The sequence below is a fragment of the Gallaecimonas zhanjiangensis genome, from assembly GCF_057624825.1.
Window position 1 is genome coordinate 450,199 of the sequence record NZ_CM172603.1, and the last position, 24,884, is coordinate 475,082.

25 protein-coding genes and 1 pseudogene are annotated in these 24,884 nt (G+C 59.6%); 11 read left to right on the forward strand and 15 right to left on the reverse strand.

Annotated features, from left to right (window positions below; genetic code table 11):
- Positions 1–92: 92 nt before the first annotated feature.
- The 3 genes from AC22G1_RS02125 (at position 93) to AC22G1_RS02135 (ending at position 1,934) form a co-directional block, all read left to right on the forward strand.
- Positions 93–560, forward strand: coding sequence for a hypothetical protein (locus tag AC22G1_RS02125; RefSeq protein ID WP_487315309.1), 468 nt, complete (start codon positions 93–95; stop codon positions 558–560).
- 264 nt (positions 561–824) lie between these two features.
- Positions 825–1,466: a hypothetical protein gene (locus AC22G1_RS02130; protein ID WP_487315310.1), complete on the forward strand. Its 642-nt coding sequence runs from the start codon at positions 825–827 to the stop codon at positions 1,464–1,466.
- Positions 1,467–1,682: 216 nt separating this feature from the next.
- A complete protein-coding gene (locus AC22G1_RS02135; RefSeq protein ID WP_487315311.1) occupies positions 1,683–1,934 on the forward strand; it encodes a hypothetical protein in 252 nt (83 codons plus the stop codon).
- Here the strand turns inward: AC22G1_RS02135 and AC22G1_RS02140 are convergent.
- The 4 genes and pseudogenes from AC22G1_RS02140 to AC22G1_RS02155 form a co-directional block, all read right to left on the reverse strand.
- A pseudogene (locus tag AC22G1_RS02140) lies at positions 1,844–2,207 on the reverse strand (transposase); the annotation flags it as partial. The gene AC22G1_RS02135 and the pseudogene AC22G1_RS02140 sit on opposite strands and share 91 nt — an antisense overlap.
- Before the next feature lie 38 nt (positions 2,208–2,245).
- Entirely contained in the window at positions 2,246–2,626 is a 381-nt protein-coding gene (locus tag AC22G1_RS02145; RefSeq protein WP_487315312.1) for an MmcQ/YjbR family DNA-binding protein, read from the reverse strand.
- A gap of 71 nt (positions 2,627–2,697) precedes the next feature.
- Positions 2,698–4,422, reverse strand: a complete 1,725-nt coding sequence (locus AC22G1_RS02150; protein WP_487315313.1) for a protein-disulfide reductase DsbD — start codon at positions 4,420–4,422, stop codon at positions 2,698–2,700.
- A 52-nt stretch (positions 4,423–4,474) separates the two neighbouring features.
- Entirely contained in the window at positions 4,475–5,392 is a 918-nt protein-coding gene (locus AC22G1_RS02155; RefSeq protein WP_487315314.1) for a redoxin family protein, read from the reverse strand.
- 81 nt (positions 5,393–5,473) lie between these two features.
- Here AC22G1_RS02155 and pdxR point away from each other — a divergent pair, with 81 nt between their 5' ends.
- Positions 5,474–6,886 carry a MocR-like pyridoxine biosynthesis transcription factor PdxR gene (gene pdxR, locus AC22G1_RS02160; protein ID WP_487315315.1) on the forward strand — a complete coding sequence of 471 codons (1,413 nt, stop codon included), beginning with the start codon at positions 5,474–5,476 and terminating at the stop codon, positions 6,884–6,886.
- On the opposite strand, the gene AC22G1_RS02165 is transcribed toward pdxR, so the two are convergent.
- From AC22G1_RS02165 to AC22G1_RS02180, 4 genes are all read right to left on the reverse strand, one after another.
- Positions 6,883–8,310 carry a carotenoid oxygenase family protein gene (locus tag AC22G1_RS02165; RefSeq protein WP_487315316.1) on the reverse strand — a complete coding sequence of 476 codons (1,428 nt, stop codon included), beginning with the start codon at positions 8,308–8,310 and terminating at the stop codon, positions 6,883–6,885. The two genes, pdxR and AC22G1_RS02165, sit on opposite strands and share 4 nt — an antisense overlap.
- A gap of 3 nt (positions 8,311–8,313) precedes the next feature.
- A complete protein-coding gene (locus AC22G1_RS02170; RefSeq protein ID WP_050659282.1) occupies positions 8,314–8,715 on the reverse strand; it encodes a DUF2141 domain-containing protein in 402 nt (133 codons plus the stop codon).
- Positions 8,716–8,812: 97 nt separating this feature from the next.
- Positions 8,813–9,688, reverse strand: coding sequence for a VIT1/CCC1 transporter family protein (locus AC22G1_RS02175; RefSeq protein ID WP_487315317.1), 876 nt, complete (start codon positions 9,686–9,688; stop codon positions 8,813–8,815).
- 95 nt (positions 9,689–9,783) lie between these two features.
- Entirely contained in the window at positions 9,784–11,400 is a 1,617-nt protein-coding gene (locus AC22G1_RS02180) for an alpha-glucosidase family protein (protein WP_487315318.1), read from the reverse strand.
- Between the two features lie 358 nt (positions 11,401–11,758).
- Here AC22G1_RS02180 and AC22G1_RS02185 point away from each other — a divergent pair, with 358 nt between their 5' ends.
- Both AC22G1_RS02185 and AC22G1_RS02190 read left to right on the forward strand, forming a co-directional pair.
- Complete coding sequence (locus tag AC22G1_RS02185; RefSeq protein WP_487315319.1) at positions 11,759–13,252, forward strand: MFS transporter; 1,494 nt, start codon at positions 11,759–11,761, stop codon at positions 13,250–13,252.
- Complete coding sequence (locus AC22G1_RS02190) at positions 13,249–14,901, forward strand: alpha-amylase family glycosyl hydrolase (protein WP_487315320.1); 1,653 nt, start codon at positions 13,249–13,251, stop codon at positions 14,899–14,901. The genes AC22G1_RS02185 and AC22G1_RS02190 overlap by 4 nt, the downstream gene beginning before the upstream one ends.
- Here the strand turns inward: AC22G1_RS02190 and AC22G1_RS02195 are convergent.
- A complete protein-coding gene (locus AC22G1_RS02195) occupies positions 14,855–15,904 on the reverse strand; it encodes a LacI family DNA-binding transcriptional regulator (protein ID WP_487315321.1) in 1,050 nt (349 codons plus the stop codon). The two genes, AC22G1_RS02190 and AC22G1_RS02195, sit on opposite strands and share 47 nt — an antisense overlap.
- An 86-nt stretch (positions 15,905–15,990) precedes the next feature.
- Here AC22G1_RS02195 and glk point away from each other — a divergent pair, with 86 nt between their 5' ends.
- Together glk and AC22G1_RS02205 are read left to right on the forward strand one after the other, a co-directional pair.
- Entirely contained in the window at positions 15,991–16,968 is a 978-nt protein-coding gene (gene glk / locus AC22G1_RS02200; protein ID WP_487315322.1) for a glucokinase, read from the forward strand.
- An 83-nt stretch (positions 16,969–17,051) separates the two neighbouring features.
- Positions 17,052–18,254 (forward strand): MFS transporter, encoded by a 1,203-nt coding sequence (locus AC22G1_RS02205; RefSeq protein WP_487315323.1) that lies wholly within the window; start codon positions 17,052–17,054, stop codon positions 18,252–18,254.
- Here the strand turns inward: AC22G1_RS02205 and AC22G1_RS02210 are convergent.
- Positions 18,244–18,690, reverse strand: coding sequence for a GNAT family N-acetyltransferase (locus tag AC22G1_RS02210; RefSeq protein ID WP_487315324.1), 447 nt, complete (start codon positions 18,688–18,690; stop codon positions 18,244–18,246). The two genes, AC22G1_RS02205 and AC22G1_RS02210, sit on opposite strands and share 11 nt — an antisense overlap.
- 121 nt (positions 18,691–18,811) lie before the next feature.
- Positions 18,812–19,258: a GNAT family N-acetyltransferase gene (locus AC22G1_RS02215; RefSeq protein ID WP_050659290.1), complete on the reverse strand. Its 447-nt coding sequence runs from the start codon at positions 19,256–19,258 to the stop codon at positions 18,812–18,814.
- Positions 19,259–19,412: 154 nt separating this feature from the next.
- Here AC22G1_RS02215 and nagX point away from each other — a divergent pair, with 154 nt between their 5' ends.
- Positions 19,413–20,501 carry a transmembrane glucosamine N-acetyltransferase NagX gene (gene nagX / locus AC22G1_RS02220; RefSeq protein WP_487315325.1) on the forward strand — a complete coding sequence of 363 codons (1,089 nt, stop codon included), beginning with the start codon at positions 19,413–19,415 and terminating at the stop codon, positions 20,499–20,501.
- Between the two features lie 118 nt (positions 20,502–20,619).
- The gene (locus AC22G1_RS02225) at positions 20,620–20,949 is read left to right on the forward strand and encodes a hypothetical protein (protein WP_487315326.1); all 330 of its coding nucleotides are present in this window, start codon (positions 20,620–20,622) and stop codon (positions 20,947–20,949) included.
- Positions 20,950–20,959: 10 nt separating this feature from the next.
- Here the strand turns inward: AC22G1_RS02225 and AC22G1_RS02230 are convergent, their stop codons facing one another.
- Positions 20,960–21,376, reverse strand: coding sequence for a DUF2390 domain-containing protein (locus tag AC22G1_RS02230; protein ID WP_487315327.1), 417 nt, complete (start codon positions 21,374–21,376; stop codon positions 20,960–20,962).
- Entirely contained in the window at positions 21,373–23,292 is a 1,920-nt protein-coding gene (locus tag AC22G1_RS02235) for an ABC transporter ATP-binding protein (RefSeq protein WP_487315328.1), read from the reverse strand. The genes AC22G1_RS02230 and AC22G1_RS02235 overlap by 4 nt, the downstream gene beginning before the upstream one ends.
- Positions 23,293–23,345: 53 nt before the next feature.
- Here AC22G1_RS02235 and AC22G1_RS02240 point away from each other — a divergent pair, with 53 nt between their 5' ends.
- Positions 23,346–23,546: a YheV family putative zinc ribbon protein gene (locus AC22G1_RS02240; RefSeq protein ID WP_008482854.1), complete on the forward strand. Its 201-nt coding sequence runs from the start codon at positions 23,346–23,348 to the stop codon at positions 23,544–23,546.
- 20 nt (positions 23,547–23,566) lie between these two features.
- Here the strand turns inward: AC22G1_RS02240 and AC22G1_RS02245 are convergent, their stop codons facing one another.
- Positions 23,567–23,773, reverse strand: coding sequence for a SlyX family protein (locus AC22G1_RS02245; protein ID WP_487315329.1), 207 nt, complete (start codon positions 23,771–23,773; stop codon positions 23,567–23,569).
- Positions 23,766–24,842, reverse strand: a complete 1,077-nt coding sequence (locus AC22G1_RS02250; protein ID WP_487315330.1) for a WD40 repeat domain-containing protein — start codon at positions 24,840–24,842, stop codon at positions 23,766–23,768. The genes AC22G1_RS02245 and AC22G1_RS02250 overlap by 8 nt, the downstream gene beginning before the upstream one ends.
- Positions 24,843–24,884 lie beyond the last annotated feature (42 nt).

The window sequence follows — 24,884 nt, forward strand, 5'->3', positions numbered from 1 at the left end:
GCGATAACGGGTGGTAGAGTAAGCGGTGTATATTGCAAATATCAGCCATGTACAATTGCGATTTGTGACACTAAACCAACAAGGATTATAAAATGAAATGGATCTTCGCTTTCTTTTTCTTCTTCTGTAATACCAGCTTCAGTGTGTTAGCCGACGAAAATAACGCCCAAATGGCTGTTGAGAAATGTGCTTCTGCTTATGTTAAGTCAGTAGGGCGTATTGATAATCACATAGACAGGGTTTACGTACAAGAAAGCAAACGTATGTCTACAGCTGGCTTTGTCCATGGTGCACTTGGCTATTTCGGTGAGAGAGATGAAAATTATGGTCTTTATTTTATTTGTGATTTTAAGGACGGTAAAGTTTTAAGGATAGTTGATAATGCATCTCAACGATTGCTGTTTGGAAAAAAGAGAGAAGATGGCTATGGTGATTTTTATAAAGGAAAAGTCTATATTTATTCCTTTCTTCGTAAAGGCGATAGCTTTGAATTTTATGATAGCGGGCTTTATGCAGTGGATGGAAAACCCACAAAAGAACTCATTTATAAGAAAAAATAATGTAAAAGTTGGTTGATATAGTGTTTTTTTACTTGGCTTGTGTGAAAATTGTAATTTTTTAAAGAGGCTTTTGTGGAGAATAGAAAATATTAAAACCCAAAGTATAAGGGACATCCACCTTCTCTGTAGGTCAACTTTATATCGCTTTCGAGCTCAAAACTGGTATCGTAGGAATATCAAGGCTGCAAGCTGCATACTATCAAATGAATGTGCCAAAAACAGATTTAGTGCTTCTGAAACAAATTAGTCATTAATGAGGGGAGAATGAATAAATCTTTTGTGAAAGAAATTATTTCGTCTATTCCTAGTTTGAAAGTATTAAATTTTAAACGTAAGGAGTTGATGCTATATGAAAGTGGATCTAACCGAGAGCTAGTTAAAGGTTTTCGAGTGTCAGAGTCTCAGTTTTCGATGATGCTGTCTATCTGGATATCTCCTATTATTCATTTTAGAGGAATCGGTGGACCCGCTTTTCAATGTCATGAATTAAATAAAGGAAATGGTAGTAAAGGGGAGTTGCGTTGGAATTTTTCAAATGTTGCGAAGGATGTTTTGGTTGCCGAAATTGTTGAATGCATTAAAATTAATCTTAACATATTAGATGGAGCTTCTAGCTATCATGAGTTGGTCGACTTTCTGTCAAAAAACGAGTCGCAATGGTTGATTTCTCCATACTCTAAAGTTCAATATGCGCTAACGCTTTTAAAAGATGGCCGTATTGATAAAGCTTTATATACACTTGAAAGTGTTCAGGGTAAAATGGTTTTTGAGAATCCCATAGCAAAGCAAAGTCGTGAACTATTAGAGATCATTAAAAATAATGATTATAAAAAACTAAGTGAATATCTAGATGAAATTAATTTAGAAAACATTGGTTATTTTAATGATCTTAGCGTTGTTTTATAGAGAGAAAAGAGAGGGTAAAGAACAGTGTAACAGTATAAGGGGCATATATGGACGCCCTGTTTTTTGCAACGGAAATAAAGGACATCCATTTTCTGAGTAACCAAAGTCCAGTTTTCGCAATGTATCGATAGCTCAGGATGACGTTGTTTCCCAAATTCACTGAACCAATCCGCCTGACTGTGATCCGATCCCCAACATATCGAAGGGGAGCAACCCATGGGCAAGGCCAAACACCCAATCCGCAACTGGGCTAAGTACAACCGCGTGTTGATCAATCGAGGTTTGCTGGGCTTTTGGATGGATAAGGCCGCCATCGCCGGTTGGTATTGCCCGGTGTTGTTTCCTAAATCCGACAAGCAAACGCAGTCCCCTAAAGGGCTGACCGCCTGGCGAACTGGCATGCCTAAGGTCAGCATTTTGTTCATCACTTTCACCCCAGCCAGGGCCTCGGCAACCTGCCCGTTGTAACTGCGCAGGCTGAGTTTCGGGCTGATAAGCTGTTTGTATCGCGACATCGCCACTTCTGCTTTTGACCGTTGGTGATATCCGCTTTCCCTTTTCCACTCCGCCAGTTGCCCGCCCTTAAGAGTAGCTACCGCTTCGTTTCGAGGATGGTCTTCCTCCCAGAACCCCGCTGTTTTACGGGGCGGAATACAGGCTTTGGCGCCTTTCTTTTGCCGTAGACCGTGGCAGGCTTTGCTGTCACAAGCCGCCATCGACGCTGAGCTGCTTGATACGTCGAGGATCGGATCACAGCCAAGCAGAATGGTTCATCTGATTTAGGAAACAACGCTCCCTATACCGTACTTGGCCTTGATGGCTTCGCGGTCTTTCTTTTTTAGCCCCGTCACCACCAGCGCATAAGAGCTGTCTACCATCCGTTCTATTTCTCCGGTGGGCACGGTGCCGTCCAGCAGCAGGGTGTTCCAGTGCAGTTTGTTCATGTGATAGGCCGGTTTGACGGCGCTGAAGATATCGCGAAGGGCGAGGGCTTGGTGGGGGTCGCATTTTAGGTTAACGGCGTCGCCCCCCAGGAAATGGCCGGTCAGGGCAAACATTTTGCCGCGAATTTTATAGACGGCGGCCTCTGGGCCGAAGGGGAAGTCTTCGATGGCTTCGGGTTTGCTTAAAAGATACTGGCGAAGCTGCGCTGGGGTCATGGCGAGGTTCCGGCAAAACCCCATCCTAAACAGCGCTGGCCCGATAGAAAAGGCCGGCGCTGAACAAGGGGTTAGTTGGGCGCCACGCCCAGGGTTTGCCTGATGTGGGCGGCAAAGGGGCCGGCGGCCATAAAGCCGGTCACCCGGGCGGCCCGCAGCTCTTGGCCTTGGCCGTCAAAGAACAAGATGCTGGGCAGGCCAAGCACCGCCAGGGCCTGGGTAAAGGCCTGGCTGTTGGCGTCGTTGCGGCTCAAATCCACCTGCAGCAGCAGGCTCTGGGCCAGGGCCGCCTTCACCTCGGGGGCCGGGAAGCTGTTGTGCTCGAACTCTTTGCAGGCCACGCACCAGTCGGCGTAAAGATCCAGCATCACCGGCTGGCCGCGCGCCTTGGCGTCGGTCAGTTGGCGGTTTAAGGCATCAAGGCTGGCCACCCGGGTAAAGGCCAGCGGCGCGGCGGCCTGGCTGGCAGTGGGAGCCGTGCTGGCCTGGCGCTGCCAGTGCAGGTAACCGTATTGCAGGCTGGCGAAGAGCCCGGCAAAGATAATGGCGCTGCGCACCCCTTTGGCGGCGCTGGCGGCCGAGTCCTGGTTAATTACCGACAGGTAACTAAAGGCGGCCAGCCCCAGCAGGCTCCAGGTGAGGGCTGTCCATAAGTTGCTGACCAGCCGCTCGATAAAGATCAGGGCCACCGCCAGCAGCATAAAGCCGAACAGCACTTTGACCGCCTGCATCCATGCGCCGGCCTTGGGCAGCAATTTGCTGCCGGTCATGGCAAACAGTATCAGCGGCAGGCCCATGCCCAGGCTCAACAGGTACAGTGCCAGCCAGCCAAAGCCGAGGTTACCGCTTTGGGCGATAAAGAGCAGTATTCCGGCCAGCGGCGCCGTGGTGCAGGGCGAGGCCACCAGCCCCGACAGTGCCCCCATCAGGAACACCCCGGCCAGTCGGCCGCCTTGTTGGCGATTGCTGGCCTCATTGAGGCGCAGCTGCCAGCGCTCGGGCAGGCGCAGCTCCCAAAAGCCGAACATGGCCAAGGCCAGGGCCACAAACAGTATGGCGATGGTGATCAGCAGCCAAGGCTGCTGCAAGGCGGCCTGGAAGCCCACCCCCAAGGATGCCACTGCCAACCCCATCAGCGAATAGGTCAGGGCCATGCCCTGCACATAGGCCAGGCTCAGGGCCAAGGTACGGCCCCGGCTCTTGGCGCCGCCGCCGAGCACAATGGCAGAGACGATGGGGTACATGGGAAAGACGCAGGGCGTAAAAGCCAGCAGCACCCCAAGGCCCAAAAAAAGCAGCAGCGTCAATGCCCGGTGCTGGCCACCGGCCAGGCGCTTGGCAAGGCTGGTTGACTGGCTCTCTGCGGCGGGAGATGGCTTGGGCGCGGCTTTGACGGCATCGAGGTAGAGGATGCGGGTGACCGGCGGGTAGCAAAGCCCGGCATCGGCGCAGCCGCGGTAGCTTATCTTCACCACCCCATCCTGGGCGGCGCTCAAAATGGCGTAGCGCAGCTGCACCTGGTGGCGAAACACCGGCGTGTCCCCAAAGTAAGGGTCTTGGTGGTGCTCGGCCTCGGGGCTGAAATTCGGCGGCGCCAGCTCGGCGTCTTGCAGCTCGGTTTTGAACTGGTCCTGGTAGAGGTAGTAGCCGTCAGCGATACGCCAGCTCAGCAGCAGTTGGTTGCCCCGCTGCTCGACATGAAAGCCGAACGCTTGGTCAACCGGCAGGAAGTCGGCCTCGGCGCGGGCGCCCAGGCTAGTCAGTGCCAGCAGGCACAATAAAAGCAGTTTTCTCATGGCAAGTTACCGGCAAAGGGAAAGCTGCCGGGGCACAAGGCCCCGGCGCGCTTTAGCGGGCGCTGATTTGGGCGGCGATGGCCTCAGGGGAGTCAAAGTCGGTGATGCGGGCTTTGACCTTGCCGTCTTCCAGCAGCAGCAGGGTCGGCAGCTCGCGGATGGCAAAGTGGTTGAACAGCACCCCCTGGGTGTCAATCGCGAAGGGGATCGGCATCTGGTATTGCTGCTCGAACTTGCTGACATCGTCCTGAGTGGTCCAGAGGTGGTTCACAAAGCCTTGCCAGGGTTGGCCGGCCAGTTTCTGGTGCAGGGCGGCCAGACCTTTTTGGACCTTGATGCAGCGCTGTGACATGGCCGGGCGGGTGTCGGCCAGATACCAGTCGCACCAGGTGGCGGTAAAGAACAGCAGGTGCCGGCCTTGCAGCCAGGGCTTGAGCAGCGCCTGGCTTTGGCTGGCAGAGAGAGCCCCGGTGTCGGCGGCCGGGCTGGCCTTGCCGTCTGCCAGCAGCGCCAGGTGGCGGTCCAGCTCGGCGTCCGCTTCGTGGCTGGTGTACACCACCTGGCCCTTGGCATCGATAAGCACATGGTAGGGCGTGCCCACCAAGCCAAGCGCCACCCCCAGGGCGCCGTCCTGGTCCAGCCACACCGGCATGCTCAAACCAAAGCGCTGGATCACCCGCTGGATGGCGGCCTTGCGCTCGTTGATGTTGATATCCAGCGCCAGCACATTGATGCGGTCATGGTACTGCTGGTAGGCGTGCTCAAAGTGGGGCATCTGCGCCATGCAGGGTTTGCACCAACTGGCCCAGAATTTGAGGTACAGCGGCTTACCCTTGGGCAGGCTGTCGAGGTTGACGGCGGCGAGATCCGGAAAGCGTTGCAAGGCAATGCGCTGGTAGTCGGCCGTTTGGGCGCCGGCCCAGGTGCTCAGCAGCAGACAGCAGGCGGCGAGGAGTGCAGGCAGTTTCATAGAAGCCTCAGGGTGGATTTGGGATGGGCGCAGCTTGCCAGCTATATTGGCCCTGTCAGAGGTCCAATTTTAAGGAATGTTATGGAGCCAATTTTCGGCCTGCACCTGCAGCTGGACCGGCAACTGGCCGAGCCCCTTGCCGTGCAGCTCTATCGCCAGCTGAGCCGGGCCATTGTTGAGCAGCGCCTGCAAGCCGGTACCTGGCTGCCGGCCAGCCGGCAATTGGCCCAGCATCTGGGGGTGGCGCGCAACACCGTGGTGCAGGTCTATGAGCGGCTGGCAAGCGAGGGGCTGGTAGAAAGCCAGGCCGGTAGCGGCACCCGGGTCTGCCAATTGCAGCGCCCGGCGCCCAGCGCCGCCGCCCGGCCAGACGCCAAAAGGTGGGTGAGGCCCTTGTGGCAGCAGCGCCAGCTGTTTGCCATGCCCGAGATGGCCGAGCTGCGCTTTGATTTTGGCTTGGGCCTGGCCGATACCCGCCACTTTCCCGCCGCCCTTTGGCGCCGCTATATGAACCGGGCGCTGCGCCAGCAAGAGAGCCAGCCCCAGCCGCTGCACTGGCAGGGGTATCCGCCCCTTCGCGAGCTGATTGGCCGCTTTGTGTCGCAGTCGCGGGCGGTGTCTTGCGCTGGGCGGCAGGTGCTGGTGTGCAATGGCGCCCAGCAGGCCTTCAGCCTGATAGGCGCGGCCCTGGTTACCCCTGGCGTGACCACGGTGGCGGTGGAATCTCCCGGCTACCCCATGGCCCGCCAGGCCTTTGAGGCCGCCGGCGCCCGCATTGTCGAGGTGCCGGTAGACCAGGACGGCCTGGTGGTAGATGCCATCCCCGAAGGGGTCGATTTGGTGTACGTCACCCCGTCACACCAGTTCCCCACCACGGTGGTGATGTCCCAGCAGCGGCGGCTGGCATTGCTGGCACTGGCCAAGGCCCGAGACTTGTTGGTGATTGAAGACGACTACGACTCGGAATTCCTGCTGGCCGGCCAGCCCATCGACGCCTTGCAGACCCTCGACCAAGACGGGCGGGTGCTGTACGTGGGCTCCTTTTCCAAGTGCATGTTCCACGACCTGCGCCTGGGTTACCTCATCGTGCCCGACTGGGCCGCCGACGCCCTGGTGCTGGCCCGGCAAAGCGCTGACCTGGTTGGCGCCATGACGGTGCAGCTGGCCCTGGCCGACTTTATCCGCCAAGGCGATTTGCGCCGCCATATCCGCACCATGCGCCAGCACTACCGGGCCAAATACCTGGCCATTGGCGAGGCCCTGGCCGGTACCGTATTGCGGCCGGTGCAGATGCTGACCGGAGTGCATATGGCCCTGGAGGCAAGCGACGGCCGGCCGCTCGCCGAGGTGGCCAAACGGGCCCAGCAGGCTGGCATTAACCTTTGCCACAGCAGCCTCTTTGGCAAAGAGGGCAACTTGCTGCTGCTGGGCCTTGGCCCCATCGCCCTTGAAGCCATTCCAGCCGCCATGGCGGCCCTCAAGGGCTGCCTTTAACCGTAAAAGGCGCCGTGAAAGCCCAGCGGCAGGGCCCGTGGCATGGTGGCGGTGGCAATGGGCCCTTGCTGGACCTTGGCCGGGTCAAACAGGGCAAGGCCGGTTTGCAGCCGGTTTTTGTCGAGCAGGGTGTGCAGCAGGTAGTTGTGGCCATCGCGGGCGGTTACCAGCAGCGGCTCTTCAACGGCGATGTTGTCGTCAAAGCGGTGCAGCTGGATGTGGTTGCCGGGGCTGATGGCGGCAATGGCGTTGCCAAGGCCACGGTCTTTTTGGGTGCTGGCCACCCCGAACTGGGTTTGGCGCCGGTAGGGGGCGCGCCAGTCGAACTGGGGAAATTCCAAATCTACCGCCAGGGCCTGGCGCTGGCAGCGGCCGCTGGCTAAATCCACCCGGTAGCGGACCATGGCGCTGGGGTAGGGCTGCTGGCCAAGATGGCGGGTATCCATGCCCTTTAGCATGATGTCGGCGTTGGGGTACTCGGCCACTGTCAGCTCCAAGGTGCCCTTTTCTTCAATGGCGGTGCCCAAGTGGAATGCAAAGCTGGCCGGCACCGACACCACCTTGTGTATCTGCAGGCTGTTTTTGTCCACCAGGATGATCTGGTTGTCGCTGGCGCCGTCAAAACGCAAACCGGCCAGGAAGCTGTCGCCCTTGTGGTAGCGAAGGGCGGTGTTAAAGAGCACCAGGTAACGCTCGCTCAGGGCAAAGGCGTGCATGTAGCCGTCTCGCGGCAGGTCAATCAGCTGGTAGCGGCTGAGTTTACCGCCCGCATCGAAGCGGTAAATCACCGCCTTGGCCAGGCCGTTGTAGAACAGCGAGCCGATATTCCAGGCCGAGCCGTCGGGCTCAAACTGGGGGTGTGCTGAGAACGGCAGGTGGGTCAGCTCCGGCGCGAAAGACACCAAGCCTTTGGTGTCCAGGGTGTCTGGGTCGATTTCATAGGCGCTGCCCGCTTCCCAGAGCGCCATATAGCGGTTACCAAAGCGGCGGACGCTGATATTGGCCGGGTTGGCGCTGTCGTTGTGGGCAATGGGCGCGCCGTGCCGCTGGGAACCAACGCCGGGGTAGAGAAAGCGCTTGGCCTGCTGCTCGGTCTGGTATTTCTCGGTGCGCACCAGCTTGCCGCTGTGGCTTATGCCGCCCGGGCCGATGCGAAAGGCCTGCACCATGCCGTCGCCGTCAAACCAGTGGCGTTGCTGCTCGCCGGCGCGGCGAAACAGCGCCGGGCCGTTACGGTAGAGGGTGCCGGTCAGTTGCTTGGGCCAGTTGCCCTGCAAGCTCATGGCCAGCGGCGCGAAATCGCCGCTAACGCCGCTCAGCCAGGTTTTGTCGAGGCTCGCTGCCAGGCCCGGCAGCGGCAGGGCGCCAAGGGCTGTGGCGCCGCCCAGGGCGCCAAGGGCTTTTAAAAAATCGCGCCTTTCCATGGCTTACCTCAGCTTGATGGTGATTTGGGTATCGCCCTCGACGGCAAAGGCGGCGTCTTCAAACTGGGCCGGGCCATGGCCGCCGGGCTTGCCGGAAAACCCATAAGGCTCGGTGGGAATACCGATGAGGTTGGTGTCGAGCTTGCCGTTGTCGTTGGCATCGTGAAACAGCTTGATGGCGTACTGGCCTTCGGGCAGGTCGTGAAAGCTCAGGTGGCTTTGGCCGTCATGGGGTTTTACCCGGCTGGCCGCTACCGGCTGGCCTTTGCCGTTAAAGGCGGCTTGGGAGTCGTACAACGACACCCAGGTGGTGCCGGTGTCGGTGGGGTATCCGGTAACGGTGACATCCAGGTTTTGGGCCATGCCCAGGGTGGGGGCCAGCAGCAGGGCAAACAGGGTTTTCATCGGGCAGCTCCTTGCGTTTGAGGTATGGCCTTATCCTAGAAGCTGCCCGCTTTTTGCACAGGTGCCAAAAGTCACTTTATTGCCCCTGACTTTTGGCCTAGAGATCCACCCCCATGTAGCGCTTGGCGGCAAAGCCGATGCCAAAGGAGATAAGCGCGACCCCGAAAGTCAGGGCCATCATGCTGATAAAACGCGAGCCAAAGGGAGCGTCCTTGGCCACCGAGATGTAAAAGCTGTACAGCCAGATCACCAGCACCGCAAAGACAAACATGGTGCCAAGGGCCAGGGCCATGGAGCCAAACACAAAGTAGGGCGCCACCAGCAGAGCCGTGGTGCCAATGTAGGCAAGGCCGGTGTTAAGGGCGTAGAGCTTGGGGTCTATGGCATCAACGGGGCTTTCCTTGGACTCAAGGTAAGCCGAGCCGGCCATGGAGAGGCTGGCGGCAATGCCCATGATAAGGCCGGTTACCCCCACGGTAGCGGTTTTGCTAAAGGCCAGGGCCACCCCGCACAGGGTGCCGGTGAGTTCTACCAGGGCATCGTTCATGCCCAGCACAATGGCGCCAGCGTAGTTGAGCTTTTTGTCGTGCAGCAAGGTCAGCAGCCGGTTTTCGTGGCGGGTTTCCTGGTCGTAAATCTGCTTGGCTTCGGGGATGTCTTTGGCCAGATCCAGGTAAAAGGCCTCGGCGTCTACCTCGCGGCTCTCCATGAATTTGGCGGCAAAGGACGGGCCCAGCAGTTTTATCAATATCAGGTAAAACAGCACCAGCGGCCGGGAGGCCTTCAGCTCCTTGCCGGTAATGGTGCGGCAGAAGTGGTAGTGGGCCTTTTCTTCCTCGGCGATTTTATGGAGCAGTTTGACGTTGTGGGGGTCTGGCTCGTGGCGGGCCAACAGGGTGTAGATGCTGTAGTCGTTGATTTCGTTTTGTTGCTGAATAAGGGCTTTTTGGACCAACTGCTCGGAAAAGGCCATGACAGGTTACCGGTACGGTGTTTGATGCTTCACCTTACTGCGGCCAAGGGGGGATGTCAGTGGCTAAATGAAAAAGTCGCCCGAAGGCGACTTTATTACTGCACTTGGCCGTAGAAGCTGCCGTATGGCGGCAAGTTCAGCACTGTTCCTGCCATATCGCCACTGACCAGCCCATGCTCGCCCAGGGCACTGATGTTGCCGGTAACGGCCAGCGTCTGGCTCACCGGCTGGTTGGAGAGGTTAAAGGCCACCAGCAGTTTTTGGCCGTCCAGCTCCCGCTCGAAGGCCAGCACCGGCTCGGCGGTATTCAAGAAGTGGATGCTGCCCGCCACCAGGGCCGGGAACTGCTTGCGCCAGGCCAGGAACTGGCGAAAACCGTTCAGCACCGAGGCGCTGTCCTGTTCCTGGTGGGCCACCGCTTTTTGCTTGTGGCTGTCCGGCACCGGCAGCCAGGGCTTGGTGGTGCTGAAACCGCCGTATTCGCCGCTGGTCCAAGGCATGGGGGTGCGGCAACCGTCGCGGCCTTTAAACTCGGGCCAGAAGGTCATGCCGTAAGGGTCTTGCAGATCTTCAAAGGCCACTTCGGCCTCGTCCAGCCCCAGCTCTTCACCCTGGTAGATGCACACCGAGCCGCGCAGCGAGCACACCATAGCGCTCAGCATTTTGGCCATGTGCGCTGGCGCCTCTTGACCGCCCCAGCGGCTGATGGCACGGGGTACGTCGTGGTTGGAGATGGCCCAGCAGGGCCAGCCCACGGTCATTTTCTGCTCCAGGCCCTCGACGGTGCTGCGGATGTAGGCCACCGAGAAATCATTCACCAGCAGCTCGAAGCTGTAGCCCATGTGCAGGCGGCCCTGCTGGGTGTATTCGGCGGTGGTGGCCAGGGAGTCCTCGGCGGAGATCTCGCCAAGGGTGGTGGCGCCGGGGTAGTGGTCCACCAGGGCGCGCAGCTCTTCGAGGAACGGCAGGTTCTCGGGCCGGGTGTTGTTGTAATAGTGGTATTGGAAGGCGTAGGGGTTGTCGGCGCTAAAGCCGCGGCCTACCCGCACTTCCTTGGGCTTGGCGGGGTTGTCCCGCAGTGCCTGGTCGTGGAAGCAAAAATTGATGGCGTCCAGGCGAAAGCCGTCCACGCCTTTGTCCAGCCAGAACTTGACGTTATCCAGGGTGGCTTGTTGCACCTCTGGGTTGTGGAAGTTCAAATCCGGCTGGGAGGACAAAAAGTTGTGCAGGTAGTACTGGCCGCGGCGCGGCTCCCAGCGCCAGGCCACGCCACCAAAGAGGCTCAGCCAGTTGTTGGGCGGGGTGCCGTCTTCCCGCGCGTCGGCCCAGACGTACCAGTCGGCCTTGGGGTTGTCGCGGTTCTCGCGGCTTTCCTTGAACCAGTCATGCTCCACCGAGGTGTGAGACAGCACCTGGTCAATCATCACCTTGATGCCGCGCTGATGGGCGCCGGCCAGCAACCGGTCGAAGTCGTCCAGCTTGCCAAACAGCGGGTCTACGTCGCGATAATCGGCGATATCGTAGCCAAAATCGGCCATGGGGGATTTGAAGAAGGGGGAGATCCAGATGGCATCCACACCCAGGGACTGGATGTAGTCCAGGCGGTCGATGATACCCGGCAGATCGCCCACGCCGTCACCGTTGGTGTCGCTGAAACTGCGAGGATAGATCTGGTAAATAACGGCGCCACGCCACCAAGGAGCTTGACTCATAGGTACCCCAAATTCGTTTACTGCGCCTTTTCAGGCTTGTTTTGTCTGCCGTGCAGCTTAAGGCAGGGGCCTTCGGGCTCACAACCAGCTGCATACGTATGCAGGGTAAAATCTTTACCTTGGCGTCAACCTTTTGGGCGGTTGCGCTTTTGGGAATAAAGGCCCGGTAGTTAATGTGTTTTTCCCTTATCATGCCTGGGCTGGGGCAGCCATCAAGGGGGCGGCTTGGCCATGAATACGTATGCAGGGCGTTGTCCGCAGCCGGGGTGCAGGCGAACATGTCGCCAACGTAAAGGTAAGGTGTTCGGGGCGAGGCTCCGGCAGGGCGCCAGCCGGGGCCCCAACGAGGAATAACAAGATGACCACTAAACCGCAGTTGTCCTTCTGGCAGATCTGGAACATGTGCTTCGGCTTTCTGGGGATCCAGTTCGGCTTTGCCCTGCAAAACGCCAACGTCAGCCGTATTTTCCAGACCCTGGGGGCCTCGGTAGACGACATTCCCATCCTCTGGATAGCCGCGCCATTGACCGGCCTGCTGGTGCAGCCGGTGGTGGGTTACCTGAGCGACCGCACCTGGACCGGCCTTGGCCGCCGCCGCCCCTACTTTTTAGCGGGCGCCGTGCTCACCACCCTGGCGCTCTTTGCCATGCCCAACTCCCCCACCTTGTGGGTGGCGGCCGGGCTGCTGTGGATCATGGACGCCTCCATCAATATCTCCATGGAGCCGTTTCGCGCCTTTGTTGGCGACCAACTGCCTGCCAAACAGCGACCCTTGGGTTACACCCTGCAAAGCTTCTTTATCGGCATCGGCGCCGTGGTGGCGTCCATGCTGCCGTGGATCCTCGCCAAGTGCGGGGCCAGTAACGTGGCCGAGCCCGGCGCCATTCCCGACACCGTCAAATACGCCTTTTACTTTGGCGGCCTGGTGCTCTTTTTGGCGGTGGGCTGGACAGTGGTGTCCACCCGCGAGTATCCGCCCGAGGCCCTCAAAGGCTTCGAGGGCCAGCAAAGCAGCGAACAGCCTTTGAATAAAAACCGCGCCCGCAGCAGCGGCCTTAAATGGCTGGTGGCCGGCGTGCTTTTAGGGGCCGGGGTGGCGTTTTGGCAGCTTGAGAAAGAGCTGTACCTGCTGGCGGCCGGGGTCGGTATTTATGGCTTGGCGCTGCTATTGCTGTCTCTTCGTAGCGGCCACGGTATGTTCAGCACCATCATGACCGACCTCTACCAGATGCCGGAGGCCATGCGCCGCCTGGCGGTGGTGCAGTTTTTCTCCTGGTTTGCCCTCTTTGCCATGTGGATCTACACCACCTCGGCGGTAACCGGCATTCACTTTGGCGCCACCGACCCAAGTTCTGCCGCCTACAACGACGGCGCCAACTGGGTGGGGGTGCTGTTTGCCGCCTATAACGGTTTTGCGGCTGTGGCGGCGCTGATTATCCCGCTGATGGTCAAGGCCTGGGGGCTGCGGGTGGCGCACCTGGTGAACGTCTGCCTGGGGGCGGCGGGGCTTATTTCCATCGTCCTTATCAAAGACCCCGACTGGCTGCTGCTGTCCATGGTGGGGGTGGGCTTTGCCTGGGCCTCGATTTTGTCGCTGCCCTATGCGCTGCTTTCCGACAGCCTGCCAGCCGAGAAAATGGGCATCTACATGGGGATCTTCAACTTCTTTATCGTGATACCGCAGCTGCTGGCGGCCAGCGTGCTGGGCTTTATGCTCAAAAGCTTCTTTGGCAACCAGCCGGTCTACGCCCTGGTGATTGGCGGGGTGAGCCTAGTGATTTCCGGCCTTTGCGTGCTGCGGGTGCAAGACGGCAGCGCCGCGCCTGAAGGGGCGTTGGCGGGCAGCAAATGAAGGCCCTGGCCCTTGGCGCCCTGGCGCTGTTAGGTGCGCCAGCGCAGGCAACCGACTACTACGGCACCACCGAGCCCTTTGCCAGTAACGCCATTTACTTCGTGATGACCGACCGCTTCGTTAATGGCGACACCAGTAACGACCATCGCCACCAGGGCGGCGCTCACCCCACCTTTGATATCCCCGTCAAAGGCCCAGACGGCCAAAGCGCCAACATCGGTTACCTGGGCGGGGATTTTAAGGGCATTCTCGACAACGCCGGGTACATCCACGGCATGGGCTTTGGGGCGGTGTGGATAACCCCCATCGTCGATAACCCAGACCAGGCCTTTACCGGCGGCAAGGCGGTGAGCTTTGGCAGCAGCTTTACCGACCAGGGCAAGACCGGTTACCACGGCTACTGGGGCGATAATTTTTACAAGGTGGACGAGCACCTGGAGAGCAAAGACCTCTCCTTTAGCCAGTTCACCGCCAAGATGCGCCAGCAGGGCCTGAAAACGGTGCTGGATATCGTGGTTAACCACGGCTCGCCGGCCTACGACATGCCCGTTGCGCAGCCCAAGTTCGGCCAGCTATTCGATAAAAACGGCAAGCTCATTGCCGACCATCACAACCTGCCCCCAGACCAGCTGGACCCAAAGGACCCGTTGACGGCCTTTTTCCACCGCAAGGCGGAGATGGTGCAGCTCTCTAACTTCAACGAAGACAACCCAGCGGTGATTGATTACTTCGTTGGCGCCTACCAGAAGTGGATAGACGCCGGGGCCGATGCCTTTCGTATCGACACCATCATGTGGGTGGACAACGCCTTCTGGAAGACCTTCAGCGACCGCATCCGCGCCAAGCACCCGGGCTTTTTCATGTTCGGCGAGGCCTACGATTACAACCCGGCCAAGATAGCGCCCCACACCTGGCCACAAAACGGCGCCATTAGTGTGCTGGATTTCCCGCTCAAGGCGGCGCTGGACAAGGTGTTTGCCAAGGGTGAGGGCTTTGAGGCATTAACGCCGGCCCTTTACTTGGATAAAGGGCCCTACCAAAACCCCTACGAGCTCACCACCTTCTACGACAACCACGACATGCCGCGCATGAATGCCAGCGACAACGGCTTTATCGATGCCAACAACTGGCTCTTTACCGCCCGCGGCATACCGGTGATTTACCAGGGCTCGGAAGTGGGCTTTATGCGCGGCGCCGCCGAGCACGCCGGCAACCGCAACTACTTTGGCCAAGCCCGCATCGACGCCGCCCCTCAAAGCCCCATCTACCAGAACTTAAGGCGGGTAGGGCAACTGCGCGCCGCCAATGTGGCGCTGCAAAAAGGGCTGCAACTGGATTTGAAACTGCAAGGCAACGAGGCCCAGTTTTTACGGGTCTACCAGCACCAGGGAACCCACCAGCAGGCGCTGGTGGTGCTCAACAAGGGCGATAAGGTGTTGGATACAACCGCTCGGGGGCCATTGCAGACCGGTAACTGGGTTGATGCTGTCAGCGGTGAAAAGATTCGGGTAAAAGATGGCCTGGCGCTTCGCGTCCAGCCCCATTCGCTTCGCGTGTTGTTGCTGGACGCGCCGGTCACCGACCCGGCACTGGCCAAGGCCCTTAACCGGCTGATGGCCCGGCCGGTTGACCACAAGAGCGGCGAATAACCAGCTCGGCAGGAATTTTGGCGCTGTGCGCTGGCAGCTTGTGAATGGTCTTGAGCAAGGACTGCACCAGCATCTCGCCAGCCAGCTTGGTGTTCTGGCGCACCGTGGTGAGCGGTGGGTTGGCAAAGGCGGCCATGTGGATGTCGTCAAAGCCCACCACCGCCACCTGCTCGGGCACCTTGATGCCACGGTCGGCCAGGGCGCGCATGGCGCCAAGGGCGATAAGGTCGCTGGCGCCGAAAATGGCGTCGAAGGACTGGCCGGCATCGAGCAGGGCGCACACGGCTTCGTAGCCGGCCTGCTCGGTGGTGATGGCGTCCAGTTGCAGCGCCGGGTCAGCCTTAAGGCCGGCCTCGGCCAAGGCGGCGCCGTAGCCCTGGTAGCGCTCAAAAAACTCCGGGTAATGATTGGAAGCGTGGCCAAGAAAGGCTACCCTTCGACGGCCCAGGGACAGCAGGTGGCGCACCAAATCGCGGCCACCCTGGAAGTTGTCACAGCCAATGGACAGGCCCGGCTGCTCTTGCAGCACCGCACCCCAGCGAACAAAGTGGGTGCCCTGGGCCACCAGTTGGTCAAGCTTTGACTGGTACGCGACATAATCACCGTACCCTAACAAAATAATGCCGTCAGCCTTGTTGCTGTCTTCATAATCGGCGTGCCAGTCATCGCTAAGCTGTTGGAAGGACACCAGCAGATCAAACCCGGCCTGGGCACAGGCGCGGGTGATGGACCCCAGCATGGACAGGAAAAATGGGTTGATCAGGGAGTCGTCCGGGGTTGGGTCCTCGAACAACAGCAGGGCCAGAGTGCCGGAATGCTGGCTACGCAGGTTGGAGGCATTTTTGTCCACCTTGTAGTTGAGTTCGCGGGCAATGGCCTGGATGCGATCACGGGTTTCCTTGTTGACCAGGGGGCTGCCGCGCAAGGCGCGGGAGACAGTGGACTGCGAAACGCCCGCTTTATGGGCGATGTCAAAAGATGTGGCTTTGCCTTTGTTACGCATCGGGAAGGGTCTTTTACGTTTTCGCGCCAGGGTCCGAGGAAATAAATTACCACGAATTTGTTTTATAAGAAGACGGTACGGTATCCATGGCAACGCAGACATCTCCATTCGTCGTCGCAGACATTGGCGGCACCAACGCCCGCTTTGGTCTGGTCACTGGCAAAACAGACGGCCGCTTTGACATCATTCACCAGGAACGCTTCGCCAGCTGCGACTTCCCAGACATGCAGTCTCTGGTCGCCCATTATCTCGAGATTGTCTCCGACTACGCCCCCCAGCACGCCTGCCTGGCAGTGGCTGGCCCGGTGGGCGGCGACGAAGTGCGCCTGACCAACTTGTCCTGGCACTTTTCCATCAAGGAAACCCAGCAGAACCTGGGCCTGACCCAGCTGGAAGTCATCAACGACTTCGTGGCCTACGCCAGCTCCATCCCGCTGTTGCCGCCCCAGGCCCTGGTGCAGGTGCGTGACGGTAAACCCCTGGAAACCGCCCCTATCGCGGTGCTGGGCCCAGGCACCGGCCTGGGAGTGGCAAGCCTTATTCCTGACGGTAAAGGCGGCTGGAGTGCCATCGGCTGCGAAGGCGGCCACATTGCCCTTGGCGCCTCCACCGAGATGCAGCGCAAAGTACTGTGCGCCATGGCCGAGGAGCTGGAGTTTGTCTCGGCCGAGCTGGCGCTGTCCGGCTCCGGCCTGCCCAACCTGTACCGGGCCGTGGCCAAGGTACGGGGCGTGCAGCCCAAGGCGCTGACCTCGGCCGATATCAGCGAGATGGCCCTGGACGGCGAGCCGACCTGCTACGAGACCCTGAGCCTGTTCTGTGAATGGCTGGGCGGCATGGCGGCAGACATCACCCTGGCCCAGGGCGCCCGTGGCGGCCTGTACCTGGGGGGCGGCATCCTGCCGCGCTTCTTGGAGTTCTTCTTGAAGAGCAACTTCGTCAAAGGCTTTACCGACAAGGGCGTGATGTCTGCCTATATGGCTGATATTCCTGTGTATCTGGCTATCGAGACCCACTCGGCCCTGACCGGTTCCGCCGCTTGGATGGAAGCGCATAAGGTTTGATTATCAAACCTATAAGTTGAATATATTTTCTTGATGATGGTGCCGGCCTTTATCATGTGATCTTCGTCACCCGAGGAATCACCATGATAGAGGTCGGCACCAAAGCCTTCTGGCGCGCAACCCTGGCCATGAGCCTGGGCTCCTTCCTGATCTTCGCCAACCTGTATTTCACCCAGCCGCTGCTGCCGATGTTGGCCAGCGAATTTGGGGTGTCTCCGTTGACGGCCTCTTACAGCTTTACCCTCTCCACCCTGATGCTGGGGGTGTCGCTGCTGCTGTACGGACCCCTATCCGACGCCCTGGGGCGCCGCGCCATCATGCTCACCACCATGGTTGGCGCCGTGGGCTGCACCTTGCTGCTGTCTCAAGTGCACAGCTTCGGGGCGCTGTTGGCGCTGCGGGCCTTGCAGGGGTTCTTCCTCGGTGGCTTGCCGGCCATTGCCATTGCCTACATGGGCGACGAGATGAGCCGCAAGGCGCTGGTGTCGGCGGTGGGGTTTTATATCAGCGCCAACAGCCTGGGCGGTATCTGCGGCCGGCTGCTGGGGGGCTTTTTGGCCGATACCCTGGGCTGGCAGATGGGCTTTGCCATCACCGGCGCCCTGAGCCTGGTGCTGCTGGGGGTGTTTGCCTGGCTGTTGCCGCCCAGCCAGCAGTTTGTCCGCCAAAAGCTGCACCCCAAACAGATGGTGCGCGACTTGGTGGGGCACTTGAAAAACCGCCTGCTGGTGGTGAGTTACGCCATTGGCGGCCTGAACTTCTTTATCTTCGTTAATCAGTACAGCTTTTTGACCTTCCGGCTCTCGGATGTGCCCTACAACCTGCCGGCCCGTTACTTAGGGCTGCTGTTTTTAACCTATCTCTCCGGCACCCTGGGCTCGGCTTTGTCCGGCAAGGTGTCGGCCAGGTTCAGCCAGCCGGTGGTGATGATGATGGGTATCGGCCTGATGGTGGTGGGAACCCTGGTCAGCCTCGGCGAAAGCATCAGCGTTATCATGCTGGGCTTTTTGTTCAGTGCCTTCGGCTTCTTTTTGTGCCACGCCAACTGCTCAAGCTGGGTTAGCCACAATGCCCGCCACGCCAAAGCCAGCGCTTCGTCGCTGTATCTGGTGTTTTACTACCTGGGGGCAAGCCTTGGCGGCACCTATCTGGCGCCGTTTTGGCACCATGGCCAGTGGGCCGGGGTGGTACTGGGGTCCCTTATCATCCTGGCCCTGACCTTTAGCCTCTGCTTGCTGCTGCGCCACTGGGCAAGCGCCCGGGAAGGGGCGCTGGTCAGTAACTGAAGTAGCGGTTAGAGCGGGTGGAGACCATCTGCACCTGCAACAGGCCGGTCTGGCTGTCCAGCAGTTCCTGAACGGGGTGAAAGCCCTGGCGCTTGAAGTACTGCTGGCCTTCGCTTGCTGCAGTAAAGAGCTGCACTTCCAGATCGCTAAAGCGGCTCATGGTGTAGTAGAGCAGCGCCTTACCAATGCCTTTGCCTTGGGCCGCCGGGTGCACGCAAAGGGCGCCGAGCTTACGGCCCTTGAGCTGAGCAAAACCCTGTACGCCGTGATAGTCGTAGATAAAAACCTGGCTTTGGGGCAGCAGCTCGCTGTCTAGCCACAGGGCAAAGGACTGCCACTTGGGCGCGGCAAATTGCGGGTCCAGCTGCTGGGCGGCGGCCTGCCAAAGCGCCACGATAACGCTTCTGTCCTGGGCCGATTGGGCTTCACGGATCATCTACCTACTCCTTCACTGAGATCCCTTAGCCATGCTAAGGCCCACCATTGCCTTTGGCTTGCAGATTTGCGTTAGCAAATATGTAGAAAAGCCCTTTCATTAACATTTACACACCAAGGCCTTAGCGTTGGAAATAACCCTGGCTGGTGCTGTGGATCATCAAGAGCTGCCACTGGCCGGTGCGCCCGTCCAACTGCTCGCTGACCGGCTTAAAGCCCTGGTGGCGAAAAAAGGCGATGGCGTCTTTGTGCTGGCAAGGGGCGCTGAGCCGCAGCGGGTGGCGGCGGGACTGGGCAAAGCTGAGCAAGGCCCGGCCTATGCCGCGCCGCTCGGCGTCTGGGTCTACGCAGAGGTGGTTGAGGCCGTCTCTAGACAGCAGCACAAAGCCGCGCACCCGGCCGTCGTCATAGAGCCAGGCCTCGCTTTGGGCCAGCAGCTGCTCGTTAAGCCAACACAGTTCCTGTTGCCATTGGTGGCGCGGCAGGTAGGCAAGGGCCTTGGGGGCTGATGCCAACCAGATATCGCTGACCATCTGCCGGTCCGCCTGGCTCTTTAGTTGCCGGATCATCACAACACTCCCATTAAGCACCTTTTGCCAGACTAGCGCCCCCTTTGGGCAGCATTGTGGAGCCTGAGTTAAGAAGTGTTGCCGGCCCTGAACGGGGCTGGCCTTGCAATAAAAAGACAGCGCTGTCATCTTGGCAAAAAACAGGGAGGTGGCAGTGAGTTCTTCTTCACGCTTGTTAAGTGTCGATGCCCTGCGCGGTTTCGATATGTTCTGGATCCTCGGGGGCGAGCTGCTGTTTGCCGCCCTGTATCACTTGACCGGGCAGCCTCTTTGGCAGCGCTTGGACACACAGGTGCACCACTCGCCCTGGCACGGCTTTACCGCCTACGACGGTATCTTCCCGCTGTTTATCTTCCTGGCCGGCACGGCCCTGGGGCTGGGGAGCGAGGCTGTGGCCGGGCAGCCCTTTGCCGCGCGGCGGCGGCTTTACCTCATGGCACTAAAGCGTCTGACGCTGCTGCTGGTGTTTGGGGTGCTCTACAACCACGGCTGGGGCAGCGGCCTGCCGGCCGAGTGGGGCGAGGTGCGTTACGCCTCGGTGCTGGGGCGTATCGGCCTTGCCTGGTTTGTGGCGGCCATGCTGGTTTGGCATTGCCAGCCCAGAGTCTGGTTGGGAGTGGCCTTGGCCATCTTGCTGGGCTACTGGGCATTGCTGGCTGGGCACCTGGACAACCCGGCCCTTACCCCCAATGCCTGGGTGGATGCCCGCTTTTTACCAGGTGTTCATTACCATCAGATGCCTGCCGACCCTGAAGGGCTGCTCTCTACTTTGCCGGCGGTGGTTAATGCGCTGTTAGGCGTGCTGGCGGGGCGGCTGTTAAAAGGCGCCTTGCCACCCTGGCAAAAGGCAGCAAGGTTGGCGGCCATGGGGCTTGGCCTGTTGCTGCTGGGGTATTTGTGGGCCCTGGTGTTGCCCCTGAATAAGACCCTCTGGACCTCCAGTTTCGTGCTGGTCACCAGCGGTTGGAGCGCCTTGCTGTTGGCGCTGTTCTACGCCCTGATTGATGTGCTGCGCTTACGCTGGTTGGGCTGGTTTTTTGCCGTTATCGGCGCCAACGCCATCGTGATTTATCTCGCCTCCAGCCTGGTGGACTGGCGTTATATCGCCAACAGCCTTTTTGGCCAGTGGATAGCGACGCTGAGCCCGGCCGCCCAGCCCTTGGTGGCGGCTTTGGCCTTGCTGGCGGTGCAATGGCTGGTGCTCGCCTGGCTTTACCGGCGGCAGATCTTTATCAAGGTCTGAGATAAGAAAATCTGGGGCAAAAGCCGCAAAAAGACTGGCCTGAACATCACCGCCTTGTCACGGTGCTTTTTTACGCTGTGCGCAGTTGATTACCGATTGGCACTTTAAGGAGCCGTGCGTGAAAAAGTCCCTGCTTGCGTTTGCCTCTCTGCTGCTCTGTGGCCAGGCCCTGGCCGCCGATGTCTATTCAAACCAGAAGTATTGCGCCCTCAAGGGGGCGGTGTCCCAACGCTACCTGGCCGCCTACGCCGGCAAGCTGGGGTATGCCCCCAGCCGCGAGGAATGCCGCCTGCTCAAGGCCAGCAATGTGGCCGCCAGTAAAAATGCCTGGGATTTTCAGGGGAATAAGGCGCTGCAAGGCTCGGTAGTGAGGTTGCCGGTGGCGGTAGTGACCAAGCTGCGGGCCATGCCGCCCAAGGCACGCGCCGAAGCGCTGTCAGCCCACTAAGGCCGCTGCCTCAAGGCAGCTGATAGAGCGCTTTTAATCGCGGCAGGTTCTTGGGACCTGCCGCTTTGTTTTGGGGGTAATCCTGGGCGCTGCTGTCGCGGCCCACCAGGGCCAGAAATTGGCGCTGGGCTTCCCGTTCCAGGCGCAGCTCCTGGGTTTTAAGCTCGTCATAATGGCGTTGGCTAACCTCGGCCTTAAGGCTGTGGCGCAGCGCCCGGTAAGGGGCCAGCCACTGGGCCTGGATGCGGCGGCTCTCGGCCAAAAGCGCCAGCCAGGTGGCTTGCTCGAGATACAGCGCTTCTTCGTCCAGCCAGGCCGCCAGCAGGTAGAGGTTCACATCCAGCTCGTGGCTTTGCTGCCAGGCCAGCAATTGCTTTTCCCATTGGGGGTAGACCAGCCGGCAGTAATCCCAGAAGGTCTCGCTCATGCAAACTGCTCCTCAAAGGCGCTGTCCAGGCCCTCAAGCTCTTCGGACAGGGCCATCCATTCCATTTCCACCGTTTCCAGCTCGGCCTTGGCATCCCCTTGTTCTTTAAGGAGCCGGGTCAGCTCGGCTTTGTTGGCCGCTTCGTAGATATCGGCTTCCCCCAGGCGGCCCTCGATGCTGCCCAGCTTGTCGCCGAGGCTGGCCATGGTTTTATCGAGCTTTTCAATCTTTTGCTTTAGCGGCCGGGTTTTGGTGCGGTGCTCGGCTTCCAGGCGCTTGCGGTCTTTGCGGGACTGGGCCGAGTTGTCCTTGGCAGGGGTCGCATCGGCGCCAGCGTTGGCGAGCTTTTCGCGGTCTTTGAGCCATTTGTGGTAATCGTCGAGATCGCCGTCAAAAGGCGCCACCTCGCCGTGGGACACCCGCAAGAAGGTGTCGGTGGTGGTGCGCAGCAGGTGGCGGTCGTGAGAAACGATGACCATGGCGCCGTCAAAATCCTGCAGGGCCAGGGTTAGGGCCTCGCGCATCTCGAGATCCAGGTGGTTGGTGGGTTCGTCCAGCAGCAACAGGTTGGGGCGCTGCCAAACAATCAGGGCCAGGGCCAGGCGCGCCTTTTCGCCACCGGAGAAAGGGGCAATAGGCTCTAAGGCCTTGTCGCCACGAAAATCAAAGTGGCCGAGAAAATCGCGCAGCTCCTGTTCGCGCACTTGCGGCGCCAAGCGCTGCAGGTGCAAGAGCGCCGAGGCGCCCGCGTCCAGGTATTCCAACTGGTGCTGGGCAAAATAGCCCACCTTCAGGCCCTGGGCCGGTACCAGCTCGCCACTTTGCGGGGCAAGGCCGCCAGCCAGGAACTTAATCAGGGTGGATTTACCGGCGCCGTTGGGGCCCAACAGGCCAATGCGCTCGCCGGGCTGCAGCCGCAGGCTGACGTTACTTAAAATTTGCTTGTCGCCGTAACCCAGGATGACTTTGTCGATGGCCAGCAGCGGTGAGGGTAGGGTGGCAGCATTTTCAAAGACAAAGGAGAAGGGCGAGTCCACGTGGGCCGCTTGCAGCTCTTCCATCCGCTCCAGGGCTTTGATGCGGCTTTGGGCCTGGCGGGCCTTGGTGGCCTTGGCTTTGAAGCGGTCGATAAAGCTTTGCAGGTGGGCGCGCTGGGTTTGCTGGCGCTCGAACATGGCTTGCTGCTGGGCCAGGCGCGCGGCGCGCTGGCGCTCGAAGCTCTCGTAGTTGCCGGTGTAGCTGTTGAGTTTCTGGTGCTCCACATGGCAAATGTGGGTGACCACATCGTCGAGAAAATCCCGGTCGTGGGAAATAAGCAGCAAGGTGCCCTTATAGCTGGTCAGCCAGTCGGCCAACCAGAACACCGCGTCCAAGTCCAGGTGGTTGGTGGGTTCGTCCAGCAGCAACAGATCTGAGGGGCAAATGAGCGCCTGGGCCAGGTTAAGGCGCATCCGCCAGCCGCCCGAGAAGGATGAAACCGCCCGCAGTTCGTCACCGCCGTTAAAACCCAAGCCGTGCATCAGGCTGCCTGCCCGGGCGCGAATGTCGTAGCCGCCGGCCTGCTCTATGTCGCCCATGATGCGGGCAATGGCATCGCCGTCGTTGTGCGCCTGGGCGGTGGCCAGTTTGGCCTCCAGGGCCCGGTAGCGGGCGTCGCCGTCAATCACATAATCGATGGCGGGGCGTTCAAGAGCCGGGGTTTCCTGCTTGACCGAGGCAATGGTCCAGTTGGCGGGCAGTTTGACGTCGCCGCCATCCACCTCCAGCTCGCCGCGCAGCAGCGCAAAGAGGGTGGATTTGCCGCAGCCATTGGCGCCTACCAGGCCCACCCGGTGGCCAGCGTGTACGGTGAGGGAGGCGCCGTCGAAGAGTTTCTGGCCGCCGCGGATCAATTGCAGGTCTTGAAGGTGTATCATGTGCGGTCTACATCTGCCGTGATGTCGGCAATCCTACTAGGTTGGAAGTCAGTATGGCAAAGCGTCGTTTTATCGCCGGGGCCAAGTGCCCGCAGTGCGAGCAGCAGGACAGCATTCAGCTCATCATTGAAAACAACGTCGAGCGCATCGAATGTGTATCCTGCGGTTATAAACAGACCCAGACCAGCCGCGACGCCGAAGGCGCCGCCAAGGGCGACAAGGAAAGCATCATCGGGCTGTTTAAACCCGAATAAGGGCGCCAGCGGCGCCCTTTTCAATAATGGGGAGGCGGGGTTTCTTCATGCTCGCCAGCGATGTTGCTACCCGAGACCCCTTTGAGCTTCCTGGCCATCAGCGTCAGTTGCTCACGCTGCTTTTCCACCAGCCGCTGCAGGCTGGCCATCTCGTCCGACAGCTCCTGGAGGGCTATCTCTTGAAAGGCCAGGCGGCTTTCCAGATCGGTTAGGCGTTCATCACTCATGGGGTTTCTCCAGCGGCCAGGCTTCTAACAGGCCGGCGGAGCTTACCGAATAGACCCGGTCTCTGGCAAAGGCTGTTGCGTAAACCACCGCCGAGCGCGGCCCAAAGCCTTTGGATACCCCCACTTCGGTTTGCCACAGGCGCTGGCCGCTTTGGGTGTCCCACATGATGAGCTGGCGGCCGGGGCCACCGGTGAGCAGGCGGCTGCCGTCGATGTTAAAACGGGCTGCGGTAAACAGCTCTTGCTTGGCTTTGGTGACGAGGCGAGCCTTAACCTCGCCGGTGCGGATATCCCACACCACGGCATTGTTGTCGGCGTCGTCGGTAAAGGCGTAGCGACCGTCGTCGGTCATGGCCACCAGCACCACGCGGTTGCTGGCGTCAAACTTCCTGACCACCTGGCCGGTCTGGCTGTTCCACAAAAAGGCGCGGTGATCGTTGCCGCCAGACAGCACATAAAGGCCGTTGCCGGACATGGCGATGGAATTGACCTTCTCGCTGTGGCCCAAAAATTCCAGGCGCCGGCCGGTAATGCGGTTGAAGTGGGTGACAACGCCGTCGGCCTGGGCGTAGGCAATGAAGTTGCCGCCGCTCGATACCGCCACATCGCGCAGGGTCTGTACCTGGCTGGTGCCGGGCTCGTCGATGCGGGGGCCGCCCCGGTAGCTGCCGGCCTGCCAATAGCCGAGGTTTTCACCGTCATCGCTTTTCCAAAGGGCGATGCGGGTTTGGTCGGCCGTGACCAGGTAGTCGCCATTGACTGAAAAACGGACCAGGGTGACCGGCAGCGGCTCGGCTGGTAGCCTGTCATCCGGCTTGTAGCCATCCCGGGTCAGGGCGGCTTTTGTTGGCGGCGCCACATTCATTTGCAACCTATAGCGCGGTTTGTTGTCTTTTAAACTCCAAACCACGACCCCCTCGGGATCGCCACTGATGGCGGCCAATCCGGCCGGTACGCTGATGTCAGCGCCATAGGCACCGTTCCCCACCACTGGCCAGCTAGCCAGTGACTGAGGTTTGGGGCTGCAACCGAACAGCAGCACAACGCAAAATAAAAGGACTCTGGGCATAGATTTAATAATGCCGGAATTTGTGTTTAGTATAAGGACTTT

What these genes read in the sequence shown, in the direction of transcription:
- AC22G1_RS02245 (WP_487315329.1), bottom strand. Translation starts at nt 23,773, where the DNA reads ATGAGTGATGAACGCCTAACCGATCTGGAAAGCCGCCTGGCCTTTCAA.
- AC22G1_RS02185 (WP_487315319.1), top strand. Translation starts at nt 11,759, where the DNA reads ATGACCACTAAACCGCAGTTGTCCTTCTGGCAGATCTGGAACATGTGC.
- AC22G1_RS02155 (WP_487315314.1), bottom strand. Translation starts at nt 5,392, where the DNA reads ATGAAACTGCCTGCACTCCTCGCCGCCTGCTGTCTGCTGCTGAGCACC.
- AC22G1_RS02170 (WP_050659282.1), bottom strand. Translation starts at nt 8,715, where the DNA reads ATGAAAACCCTGTTTGCCCTGCTGCTGGCCCCCACCCTGGGCATGGCC.
- AC22G1_RS02195 (WP_487315321.1), bottom strand. Translation starts at nt 15,904, where the DNA reads ATGCGTAACAAAGGCAAAGCCACATCTTTTGACATCGCCCATAAAGCG.
- AC22G1_RS02135 (WP_487315311.1), top strand. Translation starts at nt 1,683, where the DNA reads ATGGGCAAGGCCAAACACCCAATCCGCAACTGGGCTAAGTACAACCGC.
- AC22G1_RS02205 (WP_487315323.1), top strand. Translation starts at nt 17,052, where the DNA reads ATGATAGAGGTCGGCACCAAAGCCTTCTGGCGCGCAACCCTGGCCATG.
- AC22G1_RS02130 (WP_487315310.1), top strand. Translation starts at nt 825, where the DNA reads ATGAATAAATCTTTTGTGAAAGAAATTATTTCGTCTATTCCTAGTTTG.
- AC22G1_RS02235 (WP_487315328.1), bottom strand. Translation starts at nt 23,292, where the DNA reads ATGATACACCTTCAAGACCTGCAATTGATCCGCGGCGGCCAGAAACTC.
- AC22G1_RS02165 (WP_487315316.1), bottom strand. Translation starts at nt 8,310, where the DNA reads ATGGAAAGGCGCGATTTTTTAAAAGCCCTTGGCGCCCTGGGCGGCGCC.
- AC22G1_RS02145 (WP_487315312.1), bottom strand. Translation starts at nt 2,626, where the DNA reads ATGACCCCAGCGCAGCTTCGCCAGTATCTTTTAAGCAAACCCGAAGCC.
- AC22G1_RS02180 (WP_487315318.1), bottom strand. Translation starts at nt 11,400, where the DNA reads ATGAGTCAAGCTCCTTGGTGGCGTGGCGCCGTTATTTACCAGATCTAT.
- AC22G1_RS02230 (WP_487315327.1), bottom strand. Translation starts at nt 21,376, where the DNA reads ATGAGCGAGACCTTCTGGGATTACTGCCGGCTGGTCTACCCCCAATGG.
- AC22G1_RS02210 (WP_487315324.1), bottom strand. Translation starts at nt 18,690, where the DNA reads ATGATCCGTGAAGCCCAATCGGCCCAGGACAGAAGCGTTATCGTGGCG.
- AC22G1_RS02240 (WP_008482854.1), top strand. Translation starts at nt 23,346, where the DNA reads ATGGCAAAGCGTCGTTTTATCGCCGGGGCCAAGTGCCCGCAGTGCGAG.
- AC22G1_RS02190 (WP_487315320.1), top strand. Translation starts at nt 13,249, where the DNA reads ATGAAGGCCCTGGCCCTTGGCGCCCTGGCGCTGTTAGGTGCGCCAGCG.
- AC22G1_RS02250 (WP_487315330.1), bottom strand. Translation starts at nt 24,842, where the DNA reads ATGCCCAGAGTCCTTTTATTTTGCGTTGTGCTGCTGTTCGGTTGCAGC.
- glk (WP_487315322.1), top strand. Translation starts at nt 15,991, where the DNA reads ATGGCAACGCAGACATCTCCATTCGTCGTCGCAGACATTGGCGGCACC.
- AC22G1_RS02215 (WP_050659290.1), bottom strand. Translation starts at nt 19,258, where the DNA reads ATGATCCGGCAACTAAAGAGCCAGGCGGACCGGCAGATGGTCAGCGAT.
- AC22G1_RS02125 (WP_487315309.1), top strand. Translation starts at nt 93, where the DNA reads ATGAAATGGATCTTCGCTTTCTTTTTCTTCTTCTGTAATACCAGCTTC.
- AC22G1_RS02150 (WP_487315313.1), bottom strand. Translation starts at nt 4,422, where the DNA reads ATGAGAAAACTGCTTTTATTGTGCCTGCTGGCACTGACTAGCCTGGGC.
- AC22G1_RS02175 (WP_487315317.1), bottom strand. Translation starts at nt 9,688, where the DNA reads ATGGCCTTTTCCGAGCAGTTGGTCCAAAAAGCCCTTATTCAGCAACAA.
- pdxR (WP_487315315.1), top strand. Translation starts at nt 5,474, where the DNA reads ATGGAGCCAATTTTCGGCCTGCACCTGCAGCTGGACCGGCAACTGGCC.